At 71.2% G+C, this 20080-nt stretch carries 17 protein-coding genes and 1 pseudogene; 7 read left to right on the forward strand and 11 right to left on the reverse strand.

Translation table 11 applies throughout. From position 1 onward, the window contains the following. Positions 1-77 precede the first annotated feature (77 nt). The 3 genes from EST54_RS19135 (at position 78) to EST54_RS19145 (ending at position 6019) form a co-directional block, all read left to right on the forward strand. Complete coding sequence (locus EST54_RS19135; protein ID WP_129248858.1) at positions 78-4067, forward strand: nSTAND1 domain-containing NTPase; 3990 nt, start codon at positions 78-80, stop codon at positions 4065-4067. Positions 4068-4466: 399 nt separating this feature from the next. After that, the gene (locus EST54_RS19140; protein ID WP_129248859.1) at positions 4467-5255 is read left to right on the forward strand and encodes a GntR family transcriptional regulator; all 789 of its coding nucleotides are present in this window, start codon (positions 4467-4469) and stop codon (positions 5253-5255) included. A gap of 5 nt (positions 5256-5260) precedes the next feature. Continuing rightward, positions 5261-6019 (forward strand): glycosyltransferase family 2 protein, encoded by a 759-nt coding sequence (locus EST54_RS19145; protein WP_129248860.1) that lies wholly within the window; start codon positions 5261-5263, stop codon positions 6017-6019. A gap of 111 nt (positions 6020-6130) precedes the next feature. Here the strand turns inward: EST54_RS19145 and EST54_RS19150 are convergent, their stop codons facing one another. After that, complete coding sequence (locus EST54_RS19150; RefSeq protein ID WP_174857465.1) at positions 6131-7051, reverse strand: FkbM family methyltransferase; 921 nt, start codon at positions 7049-7051, stop codon at positions 6131-6133. Between the two features lie 275 nt (positions 7052-7326). Here EST54_RS19150 and EST54_RS19155 point away from each other — a divergent pair, with 275 nt between their 5' ends. Next, positions 7327-7857, forward strand: coding sequence for a hypothetical protein (locus EST54_RS19155; protein ID WP_129248861.1), 531 nt, complete (start codon positions 7327-7329; stop codon positions 7855-7857). A gap of 114 nt (positions 7858-7971) precedes the next feature. On the opposite strand, the gene EST54_RS19160 is transcribed toward EST54_RS19155, so the two are convergent. After that, a complete protein-coding gene (locus EST54_RS19160; RefSeq protein ID WP_129248862.1) occupies positions 7972-9189 on the reverse strand; it encodes an amidohydrolase family protein in 1218 nt (405 codons plus the stop codon). Positions 9190-9382: 193 nt separating this feature from the next. Here EST54_RS19160 and EST54_RS19165 point away from each other — a divergent pair, with 193 nt between their 5' ends. Further along, positions 9383-9835 carry a DoxX family protein gene (locus tag EST54_RS19165; protein WP_129248863.1) on the forward strand — a complete coding sequence of 151 codons (453 nt, stop codon included), beginning with the start codon at positions 9383-9385 and terminating at the stop codon, positions 9833-9835. A gap of 137 nt (positions 9836-9972) precedes the next feature. On the opposite strand, the gene EST54_RS19170 is transcribed toward EST54_RS19165, so the two are convergent. The 5 genes and pseudogenes from EST54_RS19170 to EST54_RS35525 form a co-directional block, all read right to left on the reverse strand. Then, positions 9973-11172 (reverse strand): sensor histidine kinase, encoded by a 1200-nt coding sequence (locus EST54_RS19170; RefSeq protein ID WP_161989307.1) that lies wholly within the window; start codon positions 11170-11172, stop codon positions 9973-9975. 110 nt (positions 11173-11282) lie between these two features. Next, positions 11283-11435 carry a hypothetical protein gene (locus tag EST54_RS34120; RefSeq protein ID WP_154074030.1) on the reverse strand — a complete coding sequence of 51 codons (153 nt, stop codon included), beginning with the start codon at positions 11433-11435 and terminating at the stop codon, positions 11283-11285. Positions 11436-11445: 10 nt separating this feature from the next. Next, a complete protein-coding gene (locus EST54_RS19175; protein WP_129248865.1) occupies positions 11446-11766 on the reverse strand; it encodes a hypothetical protein in 321 nt (106 codons plus the stop codon). Positions 11767-12003: 237 nt separating this feature from the next. Continuing rightward, complete coding sequence (locus EST54_RS19180) at positions 12004-12654, reverse strand: response regulator transcription factor (protein ID WP_244942558.1); 651 nt, start codon at positions 12652-12654, stop codon at positions 12004-12006. A 73-nt stretch (positions 12655-12727) separates the two neighbouring features. Further along, positions 12728-12928: pseudogene (locus EST54_RS35525) on the reverse strand (SAM-dependent methyltransferase); the annotation flags it as partial. Positions 12929-13168: 240 nt separating this feature from the next. On the opposite strand from EST54_RS35525, the gene EST54_RS19190 reads away from it, so the two are divergent. Then, complete coding sequence (locus EST54_RS19190; protein ID WP_174857467.1) at positions 13169-14974, forward strand: S9 family peptidase; 1806 nt, start codon at positions 13169-13171, stop codon at positions 14972-14974. An 88-nt stretch (positions 14975-15062) separates the two neighbouring features. Here the strand turns inward: EST54_RS19190 and EST54_RS19195 are convergent, their stop codons facing one another. Beyond that, positions 15063-16037, reverse strand: coding sequence for a cation diffusion facilitator family transporter (locus tag EST54_RS19195; protein WP_129248867.1), 975 nt, complete (start codon positions 16035-16037; stop codon positions 15063-15065). Between the two features lie 69 nt (positions 16038-16106). Between EST54_RS19195 and EST54_RS19200 the strand changes: the two genes are divergently transcribed. Beyond that, positions 16107-16319, forward strand: coding sequence for a hypothetical protein (locus tag EST54_RS19200; RefSeq protein ID WP_129248868.1), 213 nt, complete (start codon positions 16107-16109; stop codon positions 16317-16319). 52 nt (positions 16320-16371) lie between these two features. Here EST54_RS19200 and EST54_RS19205 read toward each other — a convergent pair whose 3' ends face one another. From EST54_RS19205 to EST54_RS19215, 3 genes are all read right to left on the reverse strand, one after another. Then, positions 16372-17379, reverse strand: a complete 1008-nt coding sequence (locus tag EST54_RS19205) for an SURF1 family protein (RefSeq protein WP_129248869.1) — start codon at positions 17377-17379, stop codon at positions 16372-16374. A 187-nt stretch (positions 17380-17566) separates the two neighbouring features. After that, positions 17567-18976 carry a hypothetical protein gene (locus EST54_RS34880; RefSeq protein WP_244942559.1) on the reverse strand — a complete coding sequence of 470 codons (1410 nt, stop codon included), beginning with the start codon at positions 18974-18976 and terminating at the stop codon, positions 17567-17569. Positions 18977-19323: 347 nt separating this feature from the next. Further along, entirely contained in the window at positions 19324-19899 is a 576-nt protein-coding gene (locus EST54_RS19215) for a SigE family RNA polymerase sigma factor (protein WP_063827992.1), read from the reverse strand. Between the last annotated feature and the right edge of the window lie 181 nt (positions 19900-20080).

Here is a 20080-nt window from a genome sequence, read left to right on the forward strand (position 1 = left end):
ACCGACGACATCACCGCAGGTCAGCCAGATAAGGTGAGTTTTCCGGTCCGGATGTCCAGCCGCGGGGGAAGTAAGGAGTGGAGACCTTGAGTTCCGACTCAGGGGCACGCACAGCCTTCGCGGAACAGCTCGCGCTGCTGTACAAGGAGGCCGGCAACCCTCCCCTCAAGAAGGTGGCCGAGGCCGTCGTCCGGCTTCAGCGGGTCGACGAACGAGGGCGCCCCGTGCGGGTGTCCGTGCAGCGGATCAGCGACTGGCGACGGGCCAAGAACGTGCCGGCCCAGTTCGACGGCCTCGCCGCGGTGCTGCACATCCTCGTCCCCGAAGCACGGCGCCATCGGTCGGTGCCGGTGTCCACGGGCCTGTACGACCTGGTCCAGTGGCAGCGCCTGTGGGAGCGCGCGGTCGGCGACCGCGCCGCGGCCTCCGTGGAGGAGGAGGAACGCCCCCCGGCCGACGCCTCGACCGTACCCGGCGTGTGCCCCTACCGGGGGCTGGCTTCGTACCGTCAGCAAGATGCCCGGTGGTTCTTCGGACGGGAGCGGAGCACGGATGCCCTCGTCGCTCAGCTCCGCGCGGCGGAGACGACGGGCGGCCTGGTCATGCTCGTGGGCGCCTCCGGGGCGGGAAAGTCCTCCCTGCTGAACGCCGGCCTGGTACCCGCCTTGCGGAACGGTGCGTTGGGCGACGGGAACGGCCGGGAGGTGCTCCAGCTCGTGCCGGGCTGCGGTCCGCTCGCGGAGCTGACCCGCCGGATCCCTGAGCTGGCCCCCGTCCTCTCTGCCGCGGAGGAATCAGCGGCGAACGAGCCCTGTACCGCGCGCTTCGCGCACGGGGTACGGGAGGCCGTCACGGCGTGGGCGAGGCGCGGGACGTCCTCCGCGGCCCGTCCGGTGGTCATCGTCGATCAATTCGAGGAAGCCTTCACCCTCTGCTCCGACGAGTCGGAACGGCGCACGTTCCTCCAGCTCCTCCATGCCGCGTGCACGCCGGCCGATTCGGGTGACCCGGCCCCCGTGCTCGTCCTCCTCGGCATCCGCGCCGACTTCTACGAGCAGTGCCTCGGGTATCCCGAACTGGCCGACGCGCTGCAACACCGGCACATGGTGCTCGGGCCGCTGACCACCACCGAGCTGCGGGACGCGGTGACCGGCCCGGCCAAGGCAGTGGGTCTGGAACTCGAACCGGGGCTGGCGGAGCTGATCATCCGGGAAGTGAGCGCCGACGGCCCCGGCGGGACACACGACGCGGGGGTGCTGCCGCTCCTCTCCCACGCCCTGCTCGCCACCTGGCAACGGCGGAAGGCCGGCAGGCTGACGCTGGCCGGCTACCGCGCGGCGGGCGGCATCCAGGGAGCCGTGGCGGCGACCGCCGAGCGGGCCTGGTCCGGCCTCGACCCGACGGCGCGCACGGCCGCGCGGCTGCTGCTCCTCAGGCTGGTCCGGCTGGGCGAGGACACCCAGGCCACCCGGAGGCGGGGGACGCGGCGCCAGCTGGCGGAGGAGTCGACGGACCCCCACAAGACGGAGGAGTCGCTCGAAGCGCTGGTGCACGCCCGGTTGGTGACGCTGGACGCGGAGGCCGTGGAGATCACCCATGAGGCGCTGCTGCACGCCTGGCCACGCCTGCGCGACTGGATCGACGAGGACCGGAACGGCAACCTGCTGCGCCAGCGGCTGGAGGAGGACGGCAGGGCCTGGGAGGACTCGCACCGCGACCCGTCGCTGCTCTACCGGGGGTCGCGGCTGGAACAGGCCCGCACCTGGGCGCAGTCGGCCGGTGACACCTTTCTGACCCGCAGCGCGGTGGCCTTCCTGGCCGCTTCGGTCCGGCTGCGCAAGCGCACGGTCTGGATCAGCCGGGCCGCGGTCTCGGCACTGGCCGTGCTGGCGATACTGGCCGTCGGTTCGGCGGTGGTCGCCTGGCAGCAGCGCGACGACGCGGTGTTCGGGCAGGTGCTCGCCGAGGCCGATCGCGTCCAGCTCACGGATCCGTCGCTGTCCGCCCAGCTCGACCTGGTGGCACACCGCTTGCGGCCGGACGACGAGGGCACCAACAACCGGTTGATCTCGACGGTGAACGCGCCGCTGGCCACGCCGCTGCTCGGCCACACCGGCGCCGTCTACCTCACCTCGTTCAGCCCGAACGGACGGCTCCTGGCCACCGCGAGCTATGACCGCACCGTCCGGCTGTGGGACGTGACGGACCCGACCCGCCCGCACCCTCTGGGCAAGGCCCTCACCGGCCACACGAGCTGGGTGAGCAGCGCGGTCTTCAGCCCGGACGGACACACCCTCGCCAGCGCTTCGGACGACGGCACGATCCGGCTGTGGGACGTGCGGGACCCCGCCCACCCGCAGCCGATCGGCGCGCCCCTGACCGGCCACCACGGCTCGATCTATCTGATCGCCTTCAGCCCGGACGGACGCACCCTGGCCTCCGCCAACGAAGATCACAGCGTCGGCCTGTGGAACGTGGGCGACCCGCGCCGGCCGAAGCCACTACGCGGCCTGACCGGCCACACCGCCGCCGTGCGCTGCCTGGCGTTCAGCCCCGACGGACGGACCCTGGCCACCGGTGGCGACGACGACACGATCAAGCTGTGGGACATGGCCGATCCGCGTCACTCGACGCCGGTCGGCAGGGAGCTGAAGGGACACAAGAGCACGGTGCACTCCGTGGCCTTCAGCCCCGACGGCCGCACGCTCGCCAGCGGCAGCGCGGACGACACCATCCGGCTCTGGAACGTGGCCGCCCCGGGTCACGCGAAACCGCTCGGTGCGCCGCTCACCGGCCACACCGGCCCCGTATGGTCGGTGGCCTTCAACCACGACGGAACCATGCTCGCCGCGGGCAGCGCGGACAGCACGGCGAGCGTGTGGAACGTCAGCAATCCGGCCTACCCCTCGCAGGTCGGCGAGCCGCTCGCCGGCAGCAGTGGCGAGATGTACGCCGTGGGCTTCAGCCCCGACGGCCACACCCTCGCCACCGGGAGCGGCGACAGCAAGGTCCGCCTGTGGTCGATACCGGCGTCGGACATGATCGGCCGCATGGGAGCGTTCCGCCCGGACGGGCAGGTACTGGCCACGGCCGCGCGCGACGAACGGGTCCGGCTGTGGAGCGTGCAGGATCCCCAACGGCCCGCCTTGCTGGGCAAACCGTTCGCGGCCGGGGAGGGGGACGTGCGGACGATGGCGTTCTCCCCCGACGGCCGCACCCTCGCGGTACGGACGGGAAGCCGCGCGGTGCAGCTGTGGCACGTCGAGGACCCGAAGCGGCCGGTCCCCTACGGGCCGCCCGTCGCGCTGCGGACCCGGTACGCGGACGCGCTGGTCTTCAGCCCGGACGGGCACACGCTGGCCACCGCCTACGACGACCGCACCCTTCAGCTGTGGGACGTCAGCGACCCGTCCCGCCTCCGTCCGCTCGGCGCGCCCCTCACCGGCCACACCGGCTACGTCAATTCCCTCGTCTTCAGCCCGGACGGCCGCACGCTCGCCAGTGGCAGTTCGGACGGCACCGTCCGGCTGTGGAACGTGACCGACCCGCGTCATGCCGGCCCCCTCGGCGCGCCCCTCAAGGGGCACCTGGGACCCATCAACATGCTCGCCTACCGTCCGGACGGCCATACCTTGGCCAGCGGCAGCGACGACAACACGGTCCGGCTCTGGAACGTCACCGACCCACGTCACGCGAGACCGCTCGGCGCGCCGCTCACCGGCCACACCGAAGCGATCGTGTCGCTGACGTTCAGCCAGGACGGCCGCACCCTGGCGAGCGGCGGCAACGACGACATGGTCCGGCTCTGGAACGTCACCCGCCCCTCCGGGGCCACTCCCATCGGTCAGTCGATGAGCCCCAACGCCAAGACCGGCAATTTCCTGTCGTTCAGCCCCCGAAGCCACCTGCTCGGGGTGTCGAGCGGCGCCGATACCGTCCGGCTGTGGAACCTCGATTCCGGCGAGGCGATTCGTCGCATCTGCTCCACCACTCGGGGCGTGCTGACGCCGCAGAAGTGGCACGAGTATCTGCCCCGTCTCACGTACGCGTCCTCGTGCGACGAGTAGGCGAGCATGCGCAGGCAGGCGCGTACGAGTAGGCGAGCAGGCGAGTAACGGTGGACCACGTAGCGTGATCCCCATCACAACAGGTCATTGCAGCTGGGCAGTTGACTCCCGCCGCTCCAGCAGCCTTGTTAGGCTGGCCGCAGCCCGATCGCTGGTGCATCCCCCGTCGCCAGCGGTCGGGCGCTTCCATGTCGTGAGGACCGCGGCCGTGAGGACCGCAGTCGTGAAGACCGCAGTCATGGAGACCGCGCCGCCTTCCCTACGGCCTGGACGGCCTCGGCCACGAAGGGCCACGCCGGAGCATCTCACCGCACGTCAACACCTCTTTATGAGTCGTAAGCTGAGGCCGTCCGGCCGGCCGGCTGGCCAGCGCACCGAGCGACGGAACGGTGAGTACCGATGGCAGTGGCGTACGAGCGGATCGCGGACACCCTCCGGCAGTCCATCCGCGCAGGTCAGCTGAGGCCGGGAGATCGCCTGCCGTCGGAGGCGAAGCTCGCCGAGGAGTTCCAGCGCAGCGTGCCGACCGTCCGGGACGCGCTTCGCGTCCTGCGGGACGAAGGCCTCATCGAGAAGCAGCACGGGCGCGGCAACTTCGTCCGGCGCCCGCGCACCACGGCCGTGCGCACGAACCTCCGCCACCAGTGGGAGAAGAGCCGGGCGCGCGGGCCGGTGGCGGAACGGGCCCGGACCGGAGCCACGGAGCACGACACCGGCCTCCAGGTCGGCGACCTCGTCTTCCACGCGTCGTACCGCGAGATCGTGGCGGACGAGAACCTCTCGGAGGCCTTTGCCCTGCCGGCGGGCACCCCCCTCCTCGAACGCAGCTACCGCACCCGGCACACCGCCGAGAGCGCCCCCTTCAGCCTGGTGACGTCCTACCTCGTCCACGGCCTGATCGCGGCGAACCCCGACCTGCTGGACGAGACCAAGGAGCCCTGGCCGGGCGGCTCGCAGAGCCAGCTCTACACCGTCGGAATCGAGCTGGACCGCATCGAGGAACGCGTCACCGCCCGCCCGCCGACGCCCGAAGAGGCGGCGGAGCTGGAGCTGCCGCCCGGGACGTCGGTGCTCGTACTCCGGAAGACCTCGATCGACATCAAGGAACGGGTCGTCGGCGTCTCCGACGTCATCCTGCCGGGCGATCGCACGGAAATACTGTTCACCACTCCCCTGGAAAGGTGGTGAGCGCCGTGCGCCGGCGCATCATCGTCGTCACTGCCGTTCATGCACCGTCGGCGCACTTCCTGCCGGAGGCGTACCGGTCGCTCCGCCGGCAGGAACTGCCCGAAGGGTGGGAGTGGCAGTGGGTCATCCAGGAGGACGGACGGAGCGACGAGGTCGCGCCGCACGTCCCGGATGACGAACGGGTGATCTTCCGGCAGGGACGGCCCGGCGGCCCCGGCGTCGCCCGCACCATCGCCCTGGCGCACGCGGAGGGCGAGTACCTCAAGGTCCTGGACGCCGACGACCAGTTGCCGCCCGGCGCGCTGGCGCGCGATCTGGCCGCCCTCGAAGGCGACCGCAGCCTCGGCTGGGCGACCTCGCGCGCGGTGGATCTGCTGCCCGACGGCTCGACTGCCGGCTTTCCGGGCGATCCCGAGCCGGGCCCGATCGAGCGTGGCGCCGTCCTCGACTTCTGGAAGGCGAACGGGTTCCGCGCCCAGGTCCACCCGGCGACGCTCTTCATGCGCCGCGACCTGGTCCTCGCCCTCGGCGGCTGGATGGCCCTCCCCGCGTCGGAGGACACGGGTCTGCTGCTCGCGCTGAACGCCACGAGCCGCGGTTGGTTCACCTCCGAAGTAGGACTCCTCTACCGGAAGTGGCCCGGCCAGGCGACCGGTCAGCCCTCCCACACCGAGACCGCCGAACGCGCTGCCCGCATGGCGGTCGTCGAGGCCCGGGCGCGACAGCTCGCACACTTCACGTGGCGCTATCCGGCTGCCGGTTGATCATTGCCGGAGGGGCCGGACGTCCGGCCGACCGGCTGACGGCCTGACCTGCTGCCCCACTGACCGGCTGTGCCCACCGGCCGAGGGTTGTCCGCAGACGCCCCCACCCCGTCACGGAAGCACTTCGGCATCGACCCGGGAGAAGATGAGATCGCTCTCCGCGGTGACCGGGCCACGCCAGCGCATCGGCACCGCTGGAGAGCGGTGAAGTGCCGCCGGGTAGCTTTCCGGCGCGTAGCTGTTGGCGAGCCGGTAGACGTGGAAGCCGTGCGCGCGCATCGTCTTCAGCAGCTCGTCGGCCGAGTCGCCCAGCCGCTCCATCCGCTCCGGGGTGACCTCCACGGTGAGCTCCGCGTCCGGCCGGAGCCTGTCGAGCACCGGGGCCAGGCCACGGATCACGCCCCCTTCCGCGCCCTCCACATCGATCTTGATCACCCGGGCCGCGGCGAACTCTTCCTGATCGAGCACGTCGGGGAGCGGCCGCGCCTCGACATCGAGCCTGAGCTCCGCCCGGCCGTCGTACGGGACGATGCCGGCCGCGCCCATGTTGTGTGAGCTGGCAAGAATGAAGGAGACCGGCTTCCGCTCGTCGGAAACGGCGGCGTGGACGACACGGATGTTGTCGCAGTGGTTGAGCTCGGCGTGCCGCACGATCCTGCGGTGGAGCGTCGGCGACGCCTCGATCGCCACGACGCTGCCCGCCTGCCCCACGAGCCGAGAGGCGAGCAAGCTGTAGTAGCCGACGTTGGCACCTACGTCGATATACGTGTCCCCCGGGCGGAGCCGGCGCTGCAGCCAGCGCGTCATGTGCGGTTCCCAGACGCCGAACAGGTAGACGAACCGCTGGATGAGGTCCTGCGTATCGACGGCCATCGCGACGTCGCATCGGGTGGGCACGACCCTTCGCCGAGGGTGGTCCCTGAGCTGCCGGTTCAGGTACCGCGCGGCCAGCCCTTTGCCTAACGGGAACGGAGCGTCCCGCACGTACCTGCGGGCGAGGGTGACCCACGCCTCCGGTATGGAGTTGCCCATCTGATCGCGTCTCCTGTCACGCACACCCAGCCGCCTCCGGCGTGGTCTCTTCGTGACCACCGTATCGGCCATGGTGCGGACGCCTATGGCGAGTTGAAGCCCGACGTGCCACCCTGCGCGGCACCCGATGCTCGGCCCCCGCAGGGCCCGGGCCGAGCCGGTCCGCAGACAACGTCACGACGCGGACACCTTCATGACGCGGACACCTTCGCGACGCGGACACCTTCATGACGCAGTCCCGTCGCTCTGACAGACCTGACAGAGAGGAGCCGGCATTGAGCGAGGTCAAGGGTGATGAGCAACAGAGCCCCGCACAGGCCGAATTCGCCGTGATCCGGGAAACCCCGGGGGCGAGCACCGAGGCGGCTCTCCGGAGAACGCACGCCGCCCGGGCGCGAAGTGCCGCTGCCCGCACCACGGCGGCCTGCCGTTACGCCGGCGTCGAGGCGGATCCAGCCGTAGTGGTGGCCGTACCGAAGGAGGCTGCCGCCAAAGCGGCCAACGCCCTCCGGCTGTCCGCCGACGCCCTCGCCGCGTTGGCCGGGAGTGCTCCCGATCCGGCGGCAGACGGCCGGCAGGCGCGGAACGCTGCTGCCGCCGCCGTCCTGGCCGCCCAGATAGCGCAGTCGCACAAAGGCGGCGGCCAGCTTGCCGATGCCGCATACCGGGCCGCTCTCCTCGCGTCCCAGGCCGCGGGAAAGGCCGCCGGCCGGGACGGGTGGGGCGCGAACGCCGCGTTCAACGCCGAGGCGGACGCCGCCGAATCCGCCGCCGTCACGGCAGCCGAGGCGGCTGGCTGGCGGTAGCGGCCTCGGACCTGTCCGGCACCGGTCTCGGGACCTGTCCGGCACCGCCCACGCCGGAGCACGGTGCCGGACAGGTCCCCTGCGCACTGCCCGCCGGGAAACCCGCCCAGGAAATCACCCCTGGTCGAAGGGCAGATCCAGCATGCGAATCGCATTCCCGCGAAGGATCTTGTACGTCACGTCCTCCGGCAGGCCCGCCACGTGCTCGGCCGCCACCTGTTTCGTGTGCGGCCAGGTCGAATCGACGTGGGGGTAGTCGGTCTCGAACGTCGCGTTGTCGACGCCCACGGTCTCGATGGCCTCGACGCCGTGCTTGTCACGGAAGAAGCAGCAGAAGATCTGCCGGTAGTAGTACGACGACGGCGGCTCGGGGATCAGGTCCTGCACCCCGCCCCACGCCCGGTGCTGCTCCCAGACGTCGTCGGCGCGCTCCAGGGCGTACGGGATCCAGCCCATCTGGCCCTCGCTGTACGCGAGTTTCAGCCGCGGGAACTTCACGAGTACGCCGCTGAACAGGAAGTCCATCATCGACGCCATCGCGTTGTTGAAGCTCAGGGAGGCCTGCACCGCGGGCGGCGCGTCCGGTGATGCCGCCGGCATCTGTGAGGACGACCCGATGTGCATGTTCACCACGGTCCCGGTCTCCTCGCACGCGGCGAAGAACGGGTCCCAGTACCCGGAGTGGATGGACGGCAGCCCCAGGTACGTCGGAATCTCGCTGAAGGTCACCGCGCGTACCCCGCGCGCGGCGTTGCGCCGGATCTCGGCAACCGCCAGGTCGACGTCCCACAGCGGGATGAGGCACAGCGGAATCAGCCGGCCCCCGCTGTCCCCGCACCACTCCTCCACCATCCAGTCGTTGTACGCGCGGACGCAGGCGAGGCCGACCTCCTTGTCCTCGGCCTCCGCGAAGGTCTGTCCGCAGAAGCGCGGAAACGTCGGAAAGCAGAGCGACGCCTCCACGTGGTTGAGGTCCATGTCCGCGAGCCGGGCCTTGGGGTCCCAGCACCCGCGACGCATCTGCTCCCGCGTGATCCCGTCCAGCGTCATCTCGTCGCGGGAGAAACCCACCGCGGCAATGATGCGCTTGTACGGGAAGATCAGCCCCTCGTACTCCCACCAGTCCGTGATCTGGCCGTCCGGGTCCGTGGTGAACCGGTACTTCCCGCCGACGTACGCCAGCTCACCGATGCCCGCGGTGAAGGGCTTCGGCCCCTTGTCGCGGTGCTTCTTCGGGAGCCAGGTCTCGAAGAGGTGCGCGGGCTCGATCACGTGATCATCCACGCTGATGACCTTGGGAAGCTCCGCCGTGCCGCTCTCGCTGCTGCTCACGCTGTACCCCCAACCGCCGGCCGGCGAGTCACCACCGGACCCAGTTTCTGACGCTCCATCAGTTTCGAGGTTATGGGCTCACCCTTGCGCCGACAAGGCGAAACGGCCAACTGCACCTCTTGCGGGATCGCGCCACGTCCGGTCAACTGACGCTTCGTCAGTTAAAGCTCAGTCGACGAGTCGAGGCGACAGCATGCACACGATCTGGCTCAGCGGTGCCGAGTGGTTGGCCGTCCTCCGTATCGGTCTCGGGCTGTGGTGGCTGGAGAGCTGGCGCCACAAGGACAAGAAGTCCTGGTTCGCCGGCGGCGGCATCACCTGGGCGGCCGGCATCGCGGCCGCCCACCGGTGGCCCGCGGTCCGCACGAGCTTCGAGCGCTTCGTGGCGCCACACCCTCGCCTGATGGCGTATCTCGTCGCCTACGCGGAGCTTGCCCTCGGCCTCGGCCTGATCGTGGGCTTCCTGACGCCGATAGCCCTGGTCGCGGGGGCTGTGCTCAACCTGATCTACCTCCTGCTGATGATCCACGACTGGGCGGAGCAGGGGCAGAACCTGATGATGGGGCTGATCTCGGTGACGGGGCTGCTCGCGGTGAGTTGGCAGAGCTGGTCGCTGGACAGCGCCTTGGGGCTGTTTCTGCGCTAGGGGGTGTCGTCACCTTCCCGTCGGGGCAGGCGGGAATGTGACGACAGGCCCTAGCGCCGGATGATCGACGAACCTCTTGCTTCCGCCGGCTCAGCGGGACGGCAACGAGCGCGCGTGCCGCCCGCTCCGGACGCCGGTCAGCCGGGCAGTTCGACGACCAGCCGCCAGGAGCGGTGGGTGGCGTCGACGCCCGCCTGGAGGGTTCCGCCGGCCAGGGCCAGGCGTTCCCGCATGCCGGTGAGGCCGTATCCGGAGACCGGCGGCCCGTCGTCGACGAAGGCCGCGGCCCGGGGGATGTCGTTGCGGACCTCCAGCCGGACCTTCCCGTTGCTGTAGCCGGAGTTGGAGCGGTCGGAAGCGGAGTAGTCGGAATCGGAGCCGGAGTAGCCGGAATCGGGTTCGTCGGAGCCGGGGTCGTCGGAGCCTGAGTAGCCGTAGTCCAGTACGACGTCGACGGTGCCTCCCGGGGCGTGCTTGGCCGCGTTCGTCAGCGCCTCGCGGGTGGCCCGGACGAGGGCGACGACGGGTCCGGACGGCAGCGGACGGGTGGTGCCCGTAGTGGTCAGCCGAACCTCGGTGCGGTGGTCGCGGCGGAAGTTCCCGATCAGCTCGGCCAGCATGTCCGGGAGCGGCAGCACCTCGTCGCGCAGCGCGGCGACGGCGGCGGCCGCCTCGGCCAGCCCTTCATCGGTCAGCCGGTTGGAGCGCCGGATCCGGGCGCGTACGCCCTCGACGTCGCCGCCGTCCAACAGCGCATCGGCTGCCTTGAGTTGCACGGTGAGTGCGCCGAGGGAATGCGCCAGGACGTCGTGGATCTCCCGCGCGATCCGGGCCCGCTCCTCCAACACGGCGACCTGCGCCTGTTCCTGCTGCATCAGCGTGGTCTGGCGCAGTAGTTGCTCGGCCTGGTCGGCGCGCAGCCGGTACTGCCGCTGGTTCAGGCCGAGCAGGGTGAGCAGCAGCATCACCAGGGCGTAACCGACCAGATCGCCGAGCCCCGCGCCGCCGGTCGCCGAGCTGATCAGGGTCAGCGCGAGACAGCTGCTGAGCACCAGCCACAGCGCGGCCGCCCGCGGCCGGCTCCAGGCGGCGAACCAGCCGAGCACCACCCCCACCATGATCACCGCGGTGGAGTCATGAGCCCACCCCGCGGCCGCCGCGGGAATCGCGGCGCTGCTCACCAGGGCGATCCCGGCCCACAGCGGGCGGCGGTCGATGAGGAAGTGGGAGGCGAACCAGCAGACGGAACTGACCCCGTAGACCACCCACATGACCGGGGAACTCTCCCGGGCCGTGGCCAGCGTGCCGATCAGCAGTCCGAAGCCGACGATCTGCATGACCGGATTCCCCGACATGAACGAGGCCGGGGCACCGCCCTGACCGCCTGTGGCGTGCACATCCCTCCCCGACTGCTCCTCGCCACTACTGCCGGCCCCCCGGGCGGCTGTCAGCGGCGGCCTGCCTTGCGCGCGACGATAGCCATCACGATCAGCGCGGTGATCACCACGCCGACGATGATGCCCATCTTCCACAGCTTGTCCATCAGCAGATGGTGCAACAGTTCGTCGTCGTCCGCCTTGGCGGCGAGGAACGCCCTCATGACTGCGGGTTCACCTCCGCCGGGCGCGTTCGTTGAGCGCCGCGAGCACCGTGCTCAGCAGACCGGCCCGGCGGCCGCGCTGTCCGCCGTACTGCCCGCCGCGTTGTCCGCCGCGCCGGTTTTCGATCAGGGTGCGGGCGATCGGACCCACCTGTTCGCTCGCCCGGCTCAAGGTTCTTTTGTCGATCGAGCCCTGCCGTTTGAGCATCATCAGCGCGGCGAAACCGATGAGCACGAGTATCAGAACGCCGACCGCGATCAGGGCGAATCGCAACAGCACGACATTCATGAGACCACCACTGTTCAGCGCCAGATCGAGAGCCAGAGCCATCGTGTTTCCCTTCCGAAGTCCTTTCGTCGACGCTAGCGCGGCAGTTGCGGCCGCAGGTCCGGTCCTCGGGTGGAACCTGGGTGGAGCCGGGTTGGAGCTGAGGTGGAGCCAGGTGGAACCGGGCTGGGCCCTGGTAGGAGTCAGGGGGAGCGCGGGTGAGCCCTGGTCCGGGGGCGTCAGGTGGATTTCGGCTCCGTTCGGCCGCATTTCGGGATCCATAACGCCGCTGTCGGGTCGTCATTCCGAATATCGGTGTTCCCGCGCATAGTGAATCGCCTGTGCGCGGTCCTTGCTCTTCGTCTTGGCGAAGATGCGGTTGATATGGGTCTTGACCGTGGTTTCGCTGATGAACAGATTCCGGGAAATCGCACGGTTGTCGTGCCCGGCGGCAATCAGCTTGAGGACGTCGATCTCCCGCGCGGTGAGGCCGTCGTCCGGCGCCGGGGCGGGCCGGTTGTGGGACGCCGCGCGGATGAGGGTGCGCTGCACACCCGGGTCGAGCAGCGCCTGGCCGGCGGCGGCAGCGGTGAGCGCGCGGGCGATCGCGTCCTTGGTCGCGGACTTGGTGAGATATCCCAGTGCGCCGGCCTGCAGCGCCTCCAGGGCGAGGTCGTCGGAGGCATACGTGGTCAGGACGACCACCTGGGTTTCCGGGTGCTCCTGGCGTACCCGGAGAGTGGCTTCCGCGCCCGTGCAGTGGGGCATGACCAGGTCCATCAGGACGACGTCCGGGCGGTGTTCGGCGACCAGGGCCACGGCTTCCTCGCCGTCGGCCGCTTCGCCCACGACCGTGATGCCCGGCATGGTCCCCAGTAAGAGGACGAGCCCTTCGCGCACTGCCGCCTGGTCATCGGCGACGATCACCCGGATACCGGCTTCTGTGGTCACGAGGCCAGTTTCCCCCGCGCCGCTTGCCGTGGCGAGGACGTTTCGCCCCGCACAGCGTGACCTGGCCACCCTGGCCGAAGTGGCACTGGAGGTGGAGAAGGGTCCGGCCGGTGACATCGCCGACCTCCGCGATCTCGAAGTCACGCAGCGCATCCCGGACCCGCCGGAATCGGTCCTGATCGTAATAATCGCTCGCGGTGTGGAGGGCGCCCCGCTCGTCCCACCTCGCGCGATTGGCCTCCCGCCAGTCGTCAGGGCCCGTATGTTGTCGCATTCGGCGAAGTTATCCACAGCCTGGTGACCCTCGCCCACGGAATTCCTGCGCCAGGCGCAGAATGGGCCCATGACTGACGAGACGACCGCAGGCCCAGCTCACGCCACCGACCCGAAGCCTTCGACGACCGATACCCGCCATGGGACCGAGACCACAGGCTCGGCAGGCCCCATAGCGGGAGCGGAGGGGCCGGCGGCGGACTCGGCAGGCACTGCGGCCTCCGGCGGCGCGGTTGCCGCGATGCCGGACTGGGAGAAGCGCTTCCGTGCGCCGCGGATCGGGCTGCCCGACTGGGCCGAGGACGCCCCGGACCGTTCCCTGTTCGTCTCGAACGCCACCGGCACCTTCGAGCTGTACGCCTGGGACCGGTCGACCGGACAGCAGCGCCAGGCCACCGACCGGCCGAACGGCACGACGGACGGGACGCTGTCGCCGGACGGCCGGTGGATCTGGTGGTTCTCGGACACCGACGGGGACGAGTTCGGCGTCTGGATGCGGCAGCCCTTCGAGGGCGGCCCGGATGAGCCGGCCACCCCGGGGATCGCCGCCGCGTATTCGGGAGGGCTGGCGATCGGCCGGGACGGGACCGCGGTCGTCGGGTGCTCCACGGACGAGGAAGGTTCCACGGTCCATGTCGTACGGCCCGGAGAACCTCCGGTGGAGATCTACCGGCACCGCGAGTCGGCGGGCGTCGGCGGTCTCTCGCACGACGGCACCCTGATTGCTCTGGAACACACCGAGCACGGCGACGCGATGCACTCCGCGATCCGCGTCGTGCGGCCCGACGGCTCCACGGTCGCCGAGTTGGACGACACCAACGGCGGGACCGAGGAGCTGGGCCTGTCGGTGATGGGCTTCGCCCCGGTCGACGGGGACGCGAGGCTGCTGGTGGGACATCAGCGCAGGGGTCGCTGGGAGCCGATGATCTGGGACCCGCTGACCGGCGTGGAGACGGCCCTGGAGATCGATCTGCCCGGAGACGTGGGCGCCGACTGGTATCCGGACGGGTCGGCCCTGCTGGTGGAGCACGAATACCAGGCCCGCAGCGAACTGTGGCGCTACGACCTCGGCGAGCCGGGCGGCACCGCCACGGGATCCCCGGCCGGCCGCCCGCTGACCCGGGTCGAGTCCCCGGCCGGCACGGTCTCGGGCGCGACGGCCCGGCCGGACGGAACGGTGGAGTTCCTGTGGTCGTCGGCGGCGCAGCCCCCGGAGGTGCGCTCGACGAGCGGCAAGGTCGTGCTGGACCCGCCCGGTATGAAGGCCCCCGGGTCGGTACCGGTGCGCGACGTCTGGGTGGAGGGCCCGGGGGGCCGTATCCATGCACTGGTGCAGCAGCCGGCAGGTGACGGCCCCTTCCCGACGGTGTTCGACATACACGGCGGTCCGACCTGGCACGACAGTGACGCCTTCGCTTCGTCGCCCGCGGCATGGGTGGACCACGGCTTCGCGGTCGTACGCGTCAACTACCGCGGTTCGACCGGCTACGGCCGCGCCTGGACGGATGCGCTCAAGCATCGCGTCGGGCTGATCGAGCTGGAGGACATCGCAGCGGTACGCGAATGGGCGGTCTCCTCCGGTCTGGCGGACCCGGAGCGACTGGTGCTGGCGGGCGGCTCATGGGGCGGCTACCTGACGCTGCTGGGGCTCGGCACCCAGCCGGAGGCCTGGGCAGTGGGCCTGGCGGCGGTCCCGGTCGCGGACTACATCACGGCGTACAACGACGAGATGGAAGCCCTCAAGGCCATGGACCGGACCCTGCTGGGCGGCACCCCTGACGAGGTGCCGGAGCGCTTCGAGGCGTCGTCCCCGCTGACCTACGTGGACGCGGTGCGGGCCCCGGTGTACATCTCGGCGGGCGTCAACGACCCGCGGTGCCCGATCCAGCAGGTGGAGAACTACGTGAAGCGCCTGGAGGGCCGCGGTCACCCCCACGAGGTCTACCGCTACGACGCCGGCCATGGCTCCCTCGTCGTGGAGGAGCGCATCAAGCAGGTCCGCCTGGAACTCGACTTCGCCCAGCGCCATGTAGGCACGAAGAGCTAGAGAGCCAGGAGGGACGGAGGTACGGACTGACGGAGCGCCCCGGGGGCGGGTGCCCCCGGGGGGAGGGAGAGGAAAGCAGCCGAAGCGCTCACCCCACCCCATGATGGGCCAACGCCGCATGCGGGTCCGTGCCGTCGCTGGTGTGGTCGGTGTGGACGGTCGCGGCGGTGAGCCGGGGGACGGCGTGGATGAGGGCGTGTTCGGCGGCGACGGCGAGTGCATGTGCCTGCACCACGGTCAGACGGGAGTCGACGACGATATCGGCCTCGGCACGCAGGGTATGGCCGATCCAGCGCATCCGGACCTGTCCGACGCCGCGGACACCGTCCACGGCCCGCAGTGCGCTCTCGGCGGCATCGATGATCTCGGGGTCGACGGAGTCCATCAGCCGCCGGTAGACCTCCCGGGCCGAGTCGCGCAGCACCATGAGGATGGCAACCGTGATCAGCAGGCCGATGACGGGGTCGGCCGCCCGCCACCCGAGGGCCGCGCCGCCCGCGCCGAGAAGGACGGCGAGCGAGGTGAAGCCGTCGGTACGGGCGTGCAGACCGTCGGCGACAAGCGCGGCCGAGCCGATCCTGCGGCCGGTGCGGATGCGGTAGCGGGCCACCCACTCGTTGCCGAGGAACCCGGCCACGGCGGCCGCGGCCACGGCCCACAGATGTGTGACCTCGCGGGGGTTCAGCAGCCGGTCCACGGCTTCGTATCCGGCCAGGGCCGAGGAGGCGGCGATCGTCAGCACGATGGCGATACCGGCGAGGTCCTCGGCCCGGCCGTAGCCGTAGGTGTAGCGGCGGTTCGCGGCCCGTCTCCCGAGCACGAAGGCGATCCCCAGCGGCAGGGCGGTCAGCGCGTCGGCAGCGTTGTGGATCGTGTCGCCGAGCAGCGCCACCGACCCCGACAGCACGACGACCACCAGCTGGACCACGCTGGTCAGGCCCAGGATGCCCAGCGAGAGCCACAGCGTGCGCAAGCCCTCGCGGGAGGTCTCCATGGCGGCGTCGACCTTGTCCATGGACGCATGACTGTGCGGGGTGACCAGGTGCGCGAGCCGGTGACGCATCCGCGACCAGCGGCGGGAACGGTGAGGGGGATGAGGGAGGTGAGAGGGATGCGGGTCATACGCCGCCTCGTGCCCGAGGTGACGGTCACCGTGCAGGTCACCACTCCGGTCACCGTGCACATGGTCATGGCGTTCACCCTGCACGTCATCAGGGCGGTCACCGTGCACGTGATCATGGTGGCGGGGGTCACGACGCGCGTGCTCATGGCCGTGCGGGTGGGTGTGATTGCCTGCCATACGGCCTACCGTGGCACGGCGAACCGATTGCGGCTACTGCCGTGATACGCCCTCTGACCAGGTGCAACATCGTTGCAGCAGCGGCAGGTGCCCGGCCTCAGGCCTGCCCGGCCCGCGCCGCCTCGCCCTGGTCCTCGCCCTGGTCCTCGCCATGCTCCGCGCCCCGGCCGGCACCCGAGCCTCCACCCCGGCCGTCAGCCGGGCCATCCCCCTGGTCATCGGCCTCGGGCGCGGCCCCGGACACGGACGCCACCACGGACACTCCCGCGCCATCACCCCCGCCATCACCCCCGTCGTGGTCCCCGCCACCGTCCCCCTCCGGCACGATGCCCAGCGCCGCGTCCCTGGCGGCTTCGGTGTCGCGGCGGAAGAGGCGGAACCACATGAAGACGACGAAGCCCGCGAAGACGAACCACTCGCCGGTGTAGCCGAGGTTCTGGAAGGCCTTGAGGTCCAGCCCGCTGCCCTCGACGGCCGCCGGCGGAACGGCGTGCAGCGGCGCCTGGGGGTCGGTCTGCGTGATCCAGGCGTCGTAGACCCCGTACGGCACGATGTTGACCAGTGACGCGGCACTGATCATGCCGAGCTGTCCCCGCGGCAGCCCGCCGCCGGCCTGCACACCGTCGGTGCCCTGGTTCTCGGAGGCCTGCAGCGCCCCGGTGACCGTCACCTCGCCCTTGGGCGGCGCGGGCACCTTCGCCGTATCCGCCTTCGCACCGGCGTCGCCGGGCAGCCAGCCGCGTACGACCGGGAGCGCCTTGCCGCCGTCCGTACGCAGCAGATCGAGGACGTAGAAACCCTGCCGCTCGCCGTGCTTGTCCTTCAGGGTGCGGGCCGGTACGAGCAGTTGGTGGGCGGTGTCGTAGCGCCCGCGGGCGCTGGCCTGGCGGCCGGAGGTCACCGTGTCGACGGGGAGCAGGCTCTCCAGCGGGCGAGCCGCCGCGGCCTTGGCGCGGGCGGAGCGGTCCTCCTGCTGCTGGTGGGTCTGGACGCGGTCCTCGAAACGGCTCAGCTGCCAGCTCCCCATGAAGATGCAGAGCGGAATCGCCAGTACGGCGAACACGTTGATCCCCCACCACCGCGGGGTCAGCAGGAACCGGTACACGCCCTCAACGGTACGGGGCCCACCCGGCCGAGCAGCACCGCCCCCTCCACACCCGGCCCCTCCACACCCGCCCCCGGCGCACCCGAACCTGGCTCTTCCCCGTCACGGGCCCATCGCCCCACCACCGGGCCGTCCGCCTCCCACGATCGGCCACGGCCCGCCACAACCGCGGAACCACCCCGGCTACCTACCGCCGAACCGCCAACGCCTCCGTCCGGTACACCGTCCCCGCGCACGCGTCCGCGACCTTGGCGTCTGCAGCGGTGGGCTCGCCGGCCTCCGGGGTGTGGCTGAGGACGATGCCGCCGGCCGCGGCTCCGCTGTCGCCGGAGCCCGTGTCGCCGCCTGCCTGGCCGCCTCCGTCGCCCGCCGTCGTGGCTCCGGCGTCCGGGGACTGGCCGGAGTCCTTGGTGGGTTCGGGGGTCGGTGAGGGGCCGGGGTTGACGCAACCGCTGGCGCCGCCGCCGGACTGCGGGATCCAGGCGAACTTGACCTCGTACGACTCCCCCGGCTTGAGAACCAGCTGGTCAGGGGTGGTAGCCGGGTCGGGCAGGCCGGTGGCCTCATCGCCGGAGGTGTGGTCGACGACATGGATGCGGTCGGGGTTCGTGGAGCCCTGTGCGACCACGCCGACGGTTCCGCCGCCCTCCACCGAGCAGGCGGCGCTGGAGGTGTTGACGACCCGGAACGCGCCGTAGACGCGGCCCGCGGAGTCCGCCGCGCCGACCGTGCTGGTGCCCTGGCCGAGCTGTTCGCGCCCGCAGACCGGTGAGGTGACGTCCATGGTCTCGTCCGGCGCGGGGGTGCCGGCACCCGCGCCGTGGCCCGCGCCGTTCTTGCCGGTGGCCCGGCCCTTGCCGCTGGGCAGGTCCGTGCCCGGCTTCCCGCCGTACCTGCCGGACGGCGGGGGTCCGGCCTGCTCGGTGCCCTCGCCGTGGGTGCCCTCGGTGCTGCCCTGGGTGTGCTGGCTGCTCGCCGTGTTGGCGGGCCGCTCCTCGGAGCTGTCGGCGAGGTTGGCCACATGGACCATGGCGGGGATCGACGTACCGCCGAGCAGCAGCGCGGCCGCCGCGCCCACCACGGCATGGCGACGGCGCTGCCGGCGGGCGGGCACGGCACGGCGCAGCTGCTCCAGTGCGTCCGGTGCGGGTTCGAGGTTGCCGACGCGGGACTGCAGCAACCGCCGCAGGTCGTCCTCGCCGCCGAAGCCGCCGGTGGGGTGGCCGCGGCCGGGCGCCTCGCCGGAGCCCCCGCCGGCACCGCCGCCGAAGGCGCTGCCTCCGTATGCCGCGCTGTCGTAGGCATGAGTGTGGTCGCCGTCGTAGGCCCCGCTGTCGTGGCCGTCGTAGGCGGGACCGTCCTCGCCGTCGTACGGGCGCCTGCGCTCTTCGTCGTACGCGGACTGGTCGGTCCCGGCTCCGGTGTCAGACCTGTCCTGTGCGCCGGCCCCGGCACCGGTGTCGGCCGTGTCCTGGGCGCCGGCCGCGACACCGATGTCATCGCCGCTGCCGGATTTTTGGCCGGAATTCGCGCCTTGCCCGCACGAGGCGGCACGTCGGCCGTCCTCGCGCCGGCCGTCGTCGGGCCCGCCACCCACCGGGCTCTGTGCCTGACGCGCCGCGCACAGCCCGCGTACCGCCTCGTCGGGCCTGCCCCGCGCGCCGGTCCCACCCCCCGGGCCGTGCCACCCCTCCACACCGGGAGCACCAAGGCCCCGGTGCTCGTCATGGGAGCCGTGAACGGAGCCGTACGGAGCGCCGGGAGGCGGGGGGTCGGTCGGGGCGGGCCGGTTGGCGTGGAGAGGGCGGTGGCGCATCGGGTCGGTCGGGTGGTGCGAAGTGCTGGGGTTTCTCAGGGCGATTGGGGTGGTCGGAGTGAGCGGGGTGAGCGCCTCGTGCGTGCCGCACGGGGCGAACGGGTCGTGCCGGCCAGACGTCGTGCCCTTCATGCCGGAGCCTCCATCGCGACGCGGAGCGCCGCGATGCCCCGCGACCCGTAGGCCTTGACGGAGCCGAGCGATATGCCCAGCGTCTCTGCCACTTGCGCCTCGGTCATATCGGCGAAATAGCGCAGCACCAGCACCTCACGCTGCCGGCGCTGCAGCCCGCGCATCGCCTGGATCAGCTGGTCCCGCTCCAGCAGGTCGTACGCGCCCTCCTCGGCGCTCGCCATGTCGGGCATCGGCTTGGAGAGCAGCTTGAGCCCGAGGATGCGGCGGCGCAGCGCGGAGCGCGAGAGGTTGACGACGGTCTGCCGGAGATAGGCGAGGGTCTTCTCGGGGTCGCGCACCCGTCCGCGTGCGGAGTGCACGCGGATGAAGGCCTCCTGGACGACGTCCTCGCAGGAGGCGGTGTCGTCGAGGAGCAGCGCGGCGAGCCCGAGCAGGGAGCGGTAGTGCGCGCGATAGGTCTCGGTGAGGTGGTCGACCGTGGTGCCCGCTGCCATCGCGTCGTCAGAGTCCCCGCGTTGCGGAGGAATCTGGGCGGGACGGGTGGTGGGCCAGGGAGCGATCACCGGCATGCTCCCGGCCGTACGGGAACGCGGCGGGCACACTGCTGCGCCTGCCGCTGCGCCCGCTGGGGCGATGGTGAAACCGAGTACCTCTGCCACGCCTGTTGGACACGCTTCCCCCCACAAGGGTTGTACGCGCAAGGCACCGCTTTTGACGGTGCATCAAATGCCCTCATGCGTACCAGCTCTT

This window comes from Streptomyces sioyaensis (genome assembly GCF_004122735.1).
Classification (GTDB): domain Bacteria; phylum Actinomycetota; class Actinomycetes; order Streptomycetales; family Streptomycetaceae; genus Streptomyces; species Streptomyces sioyaensis.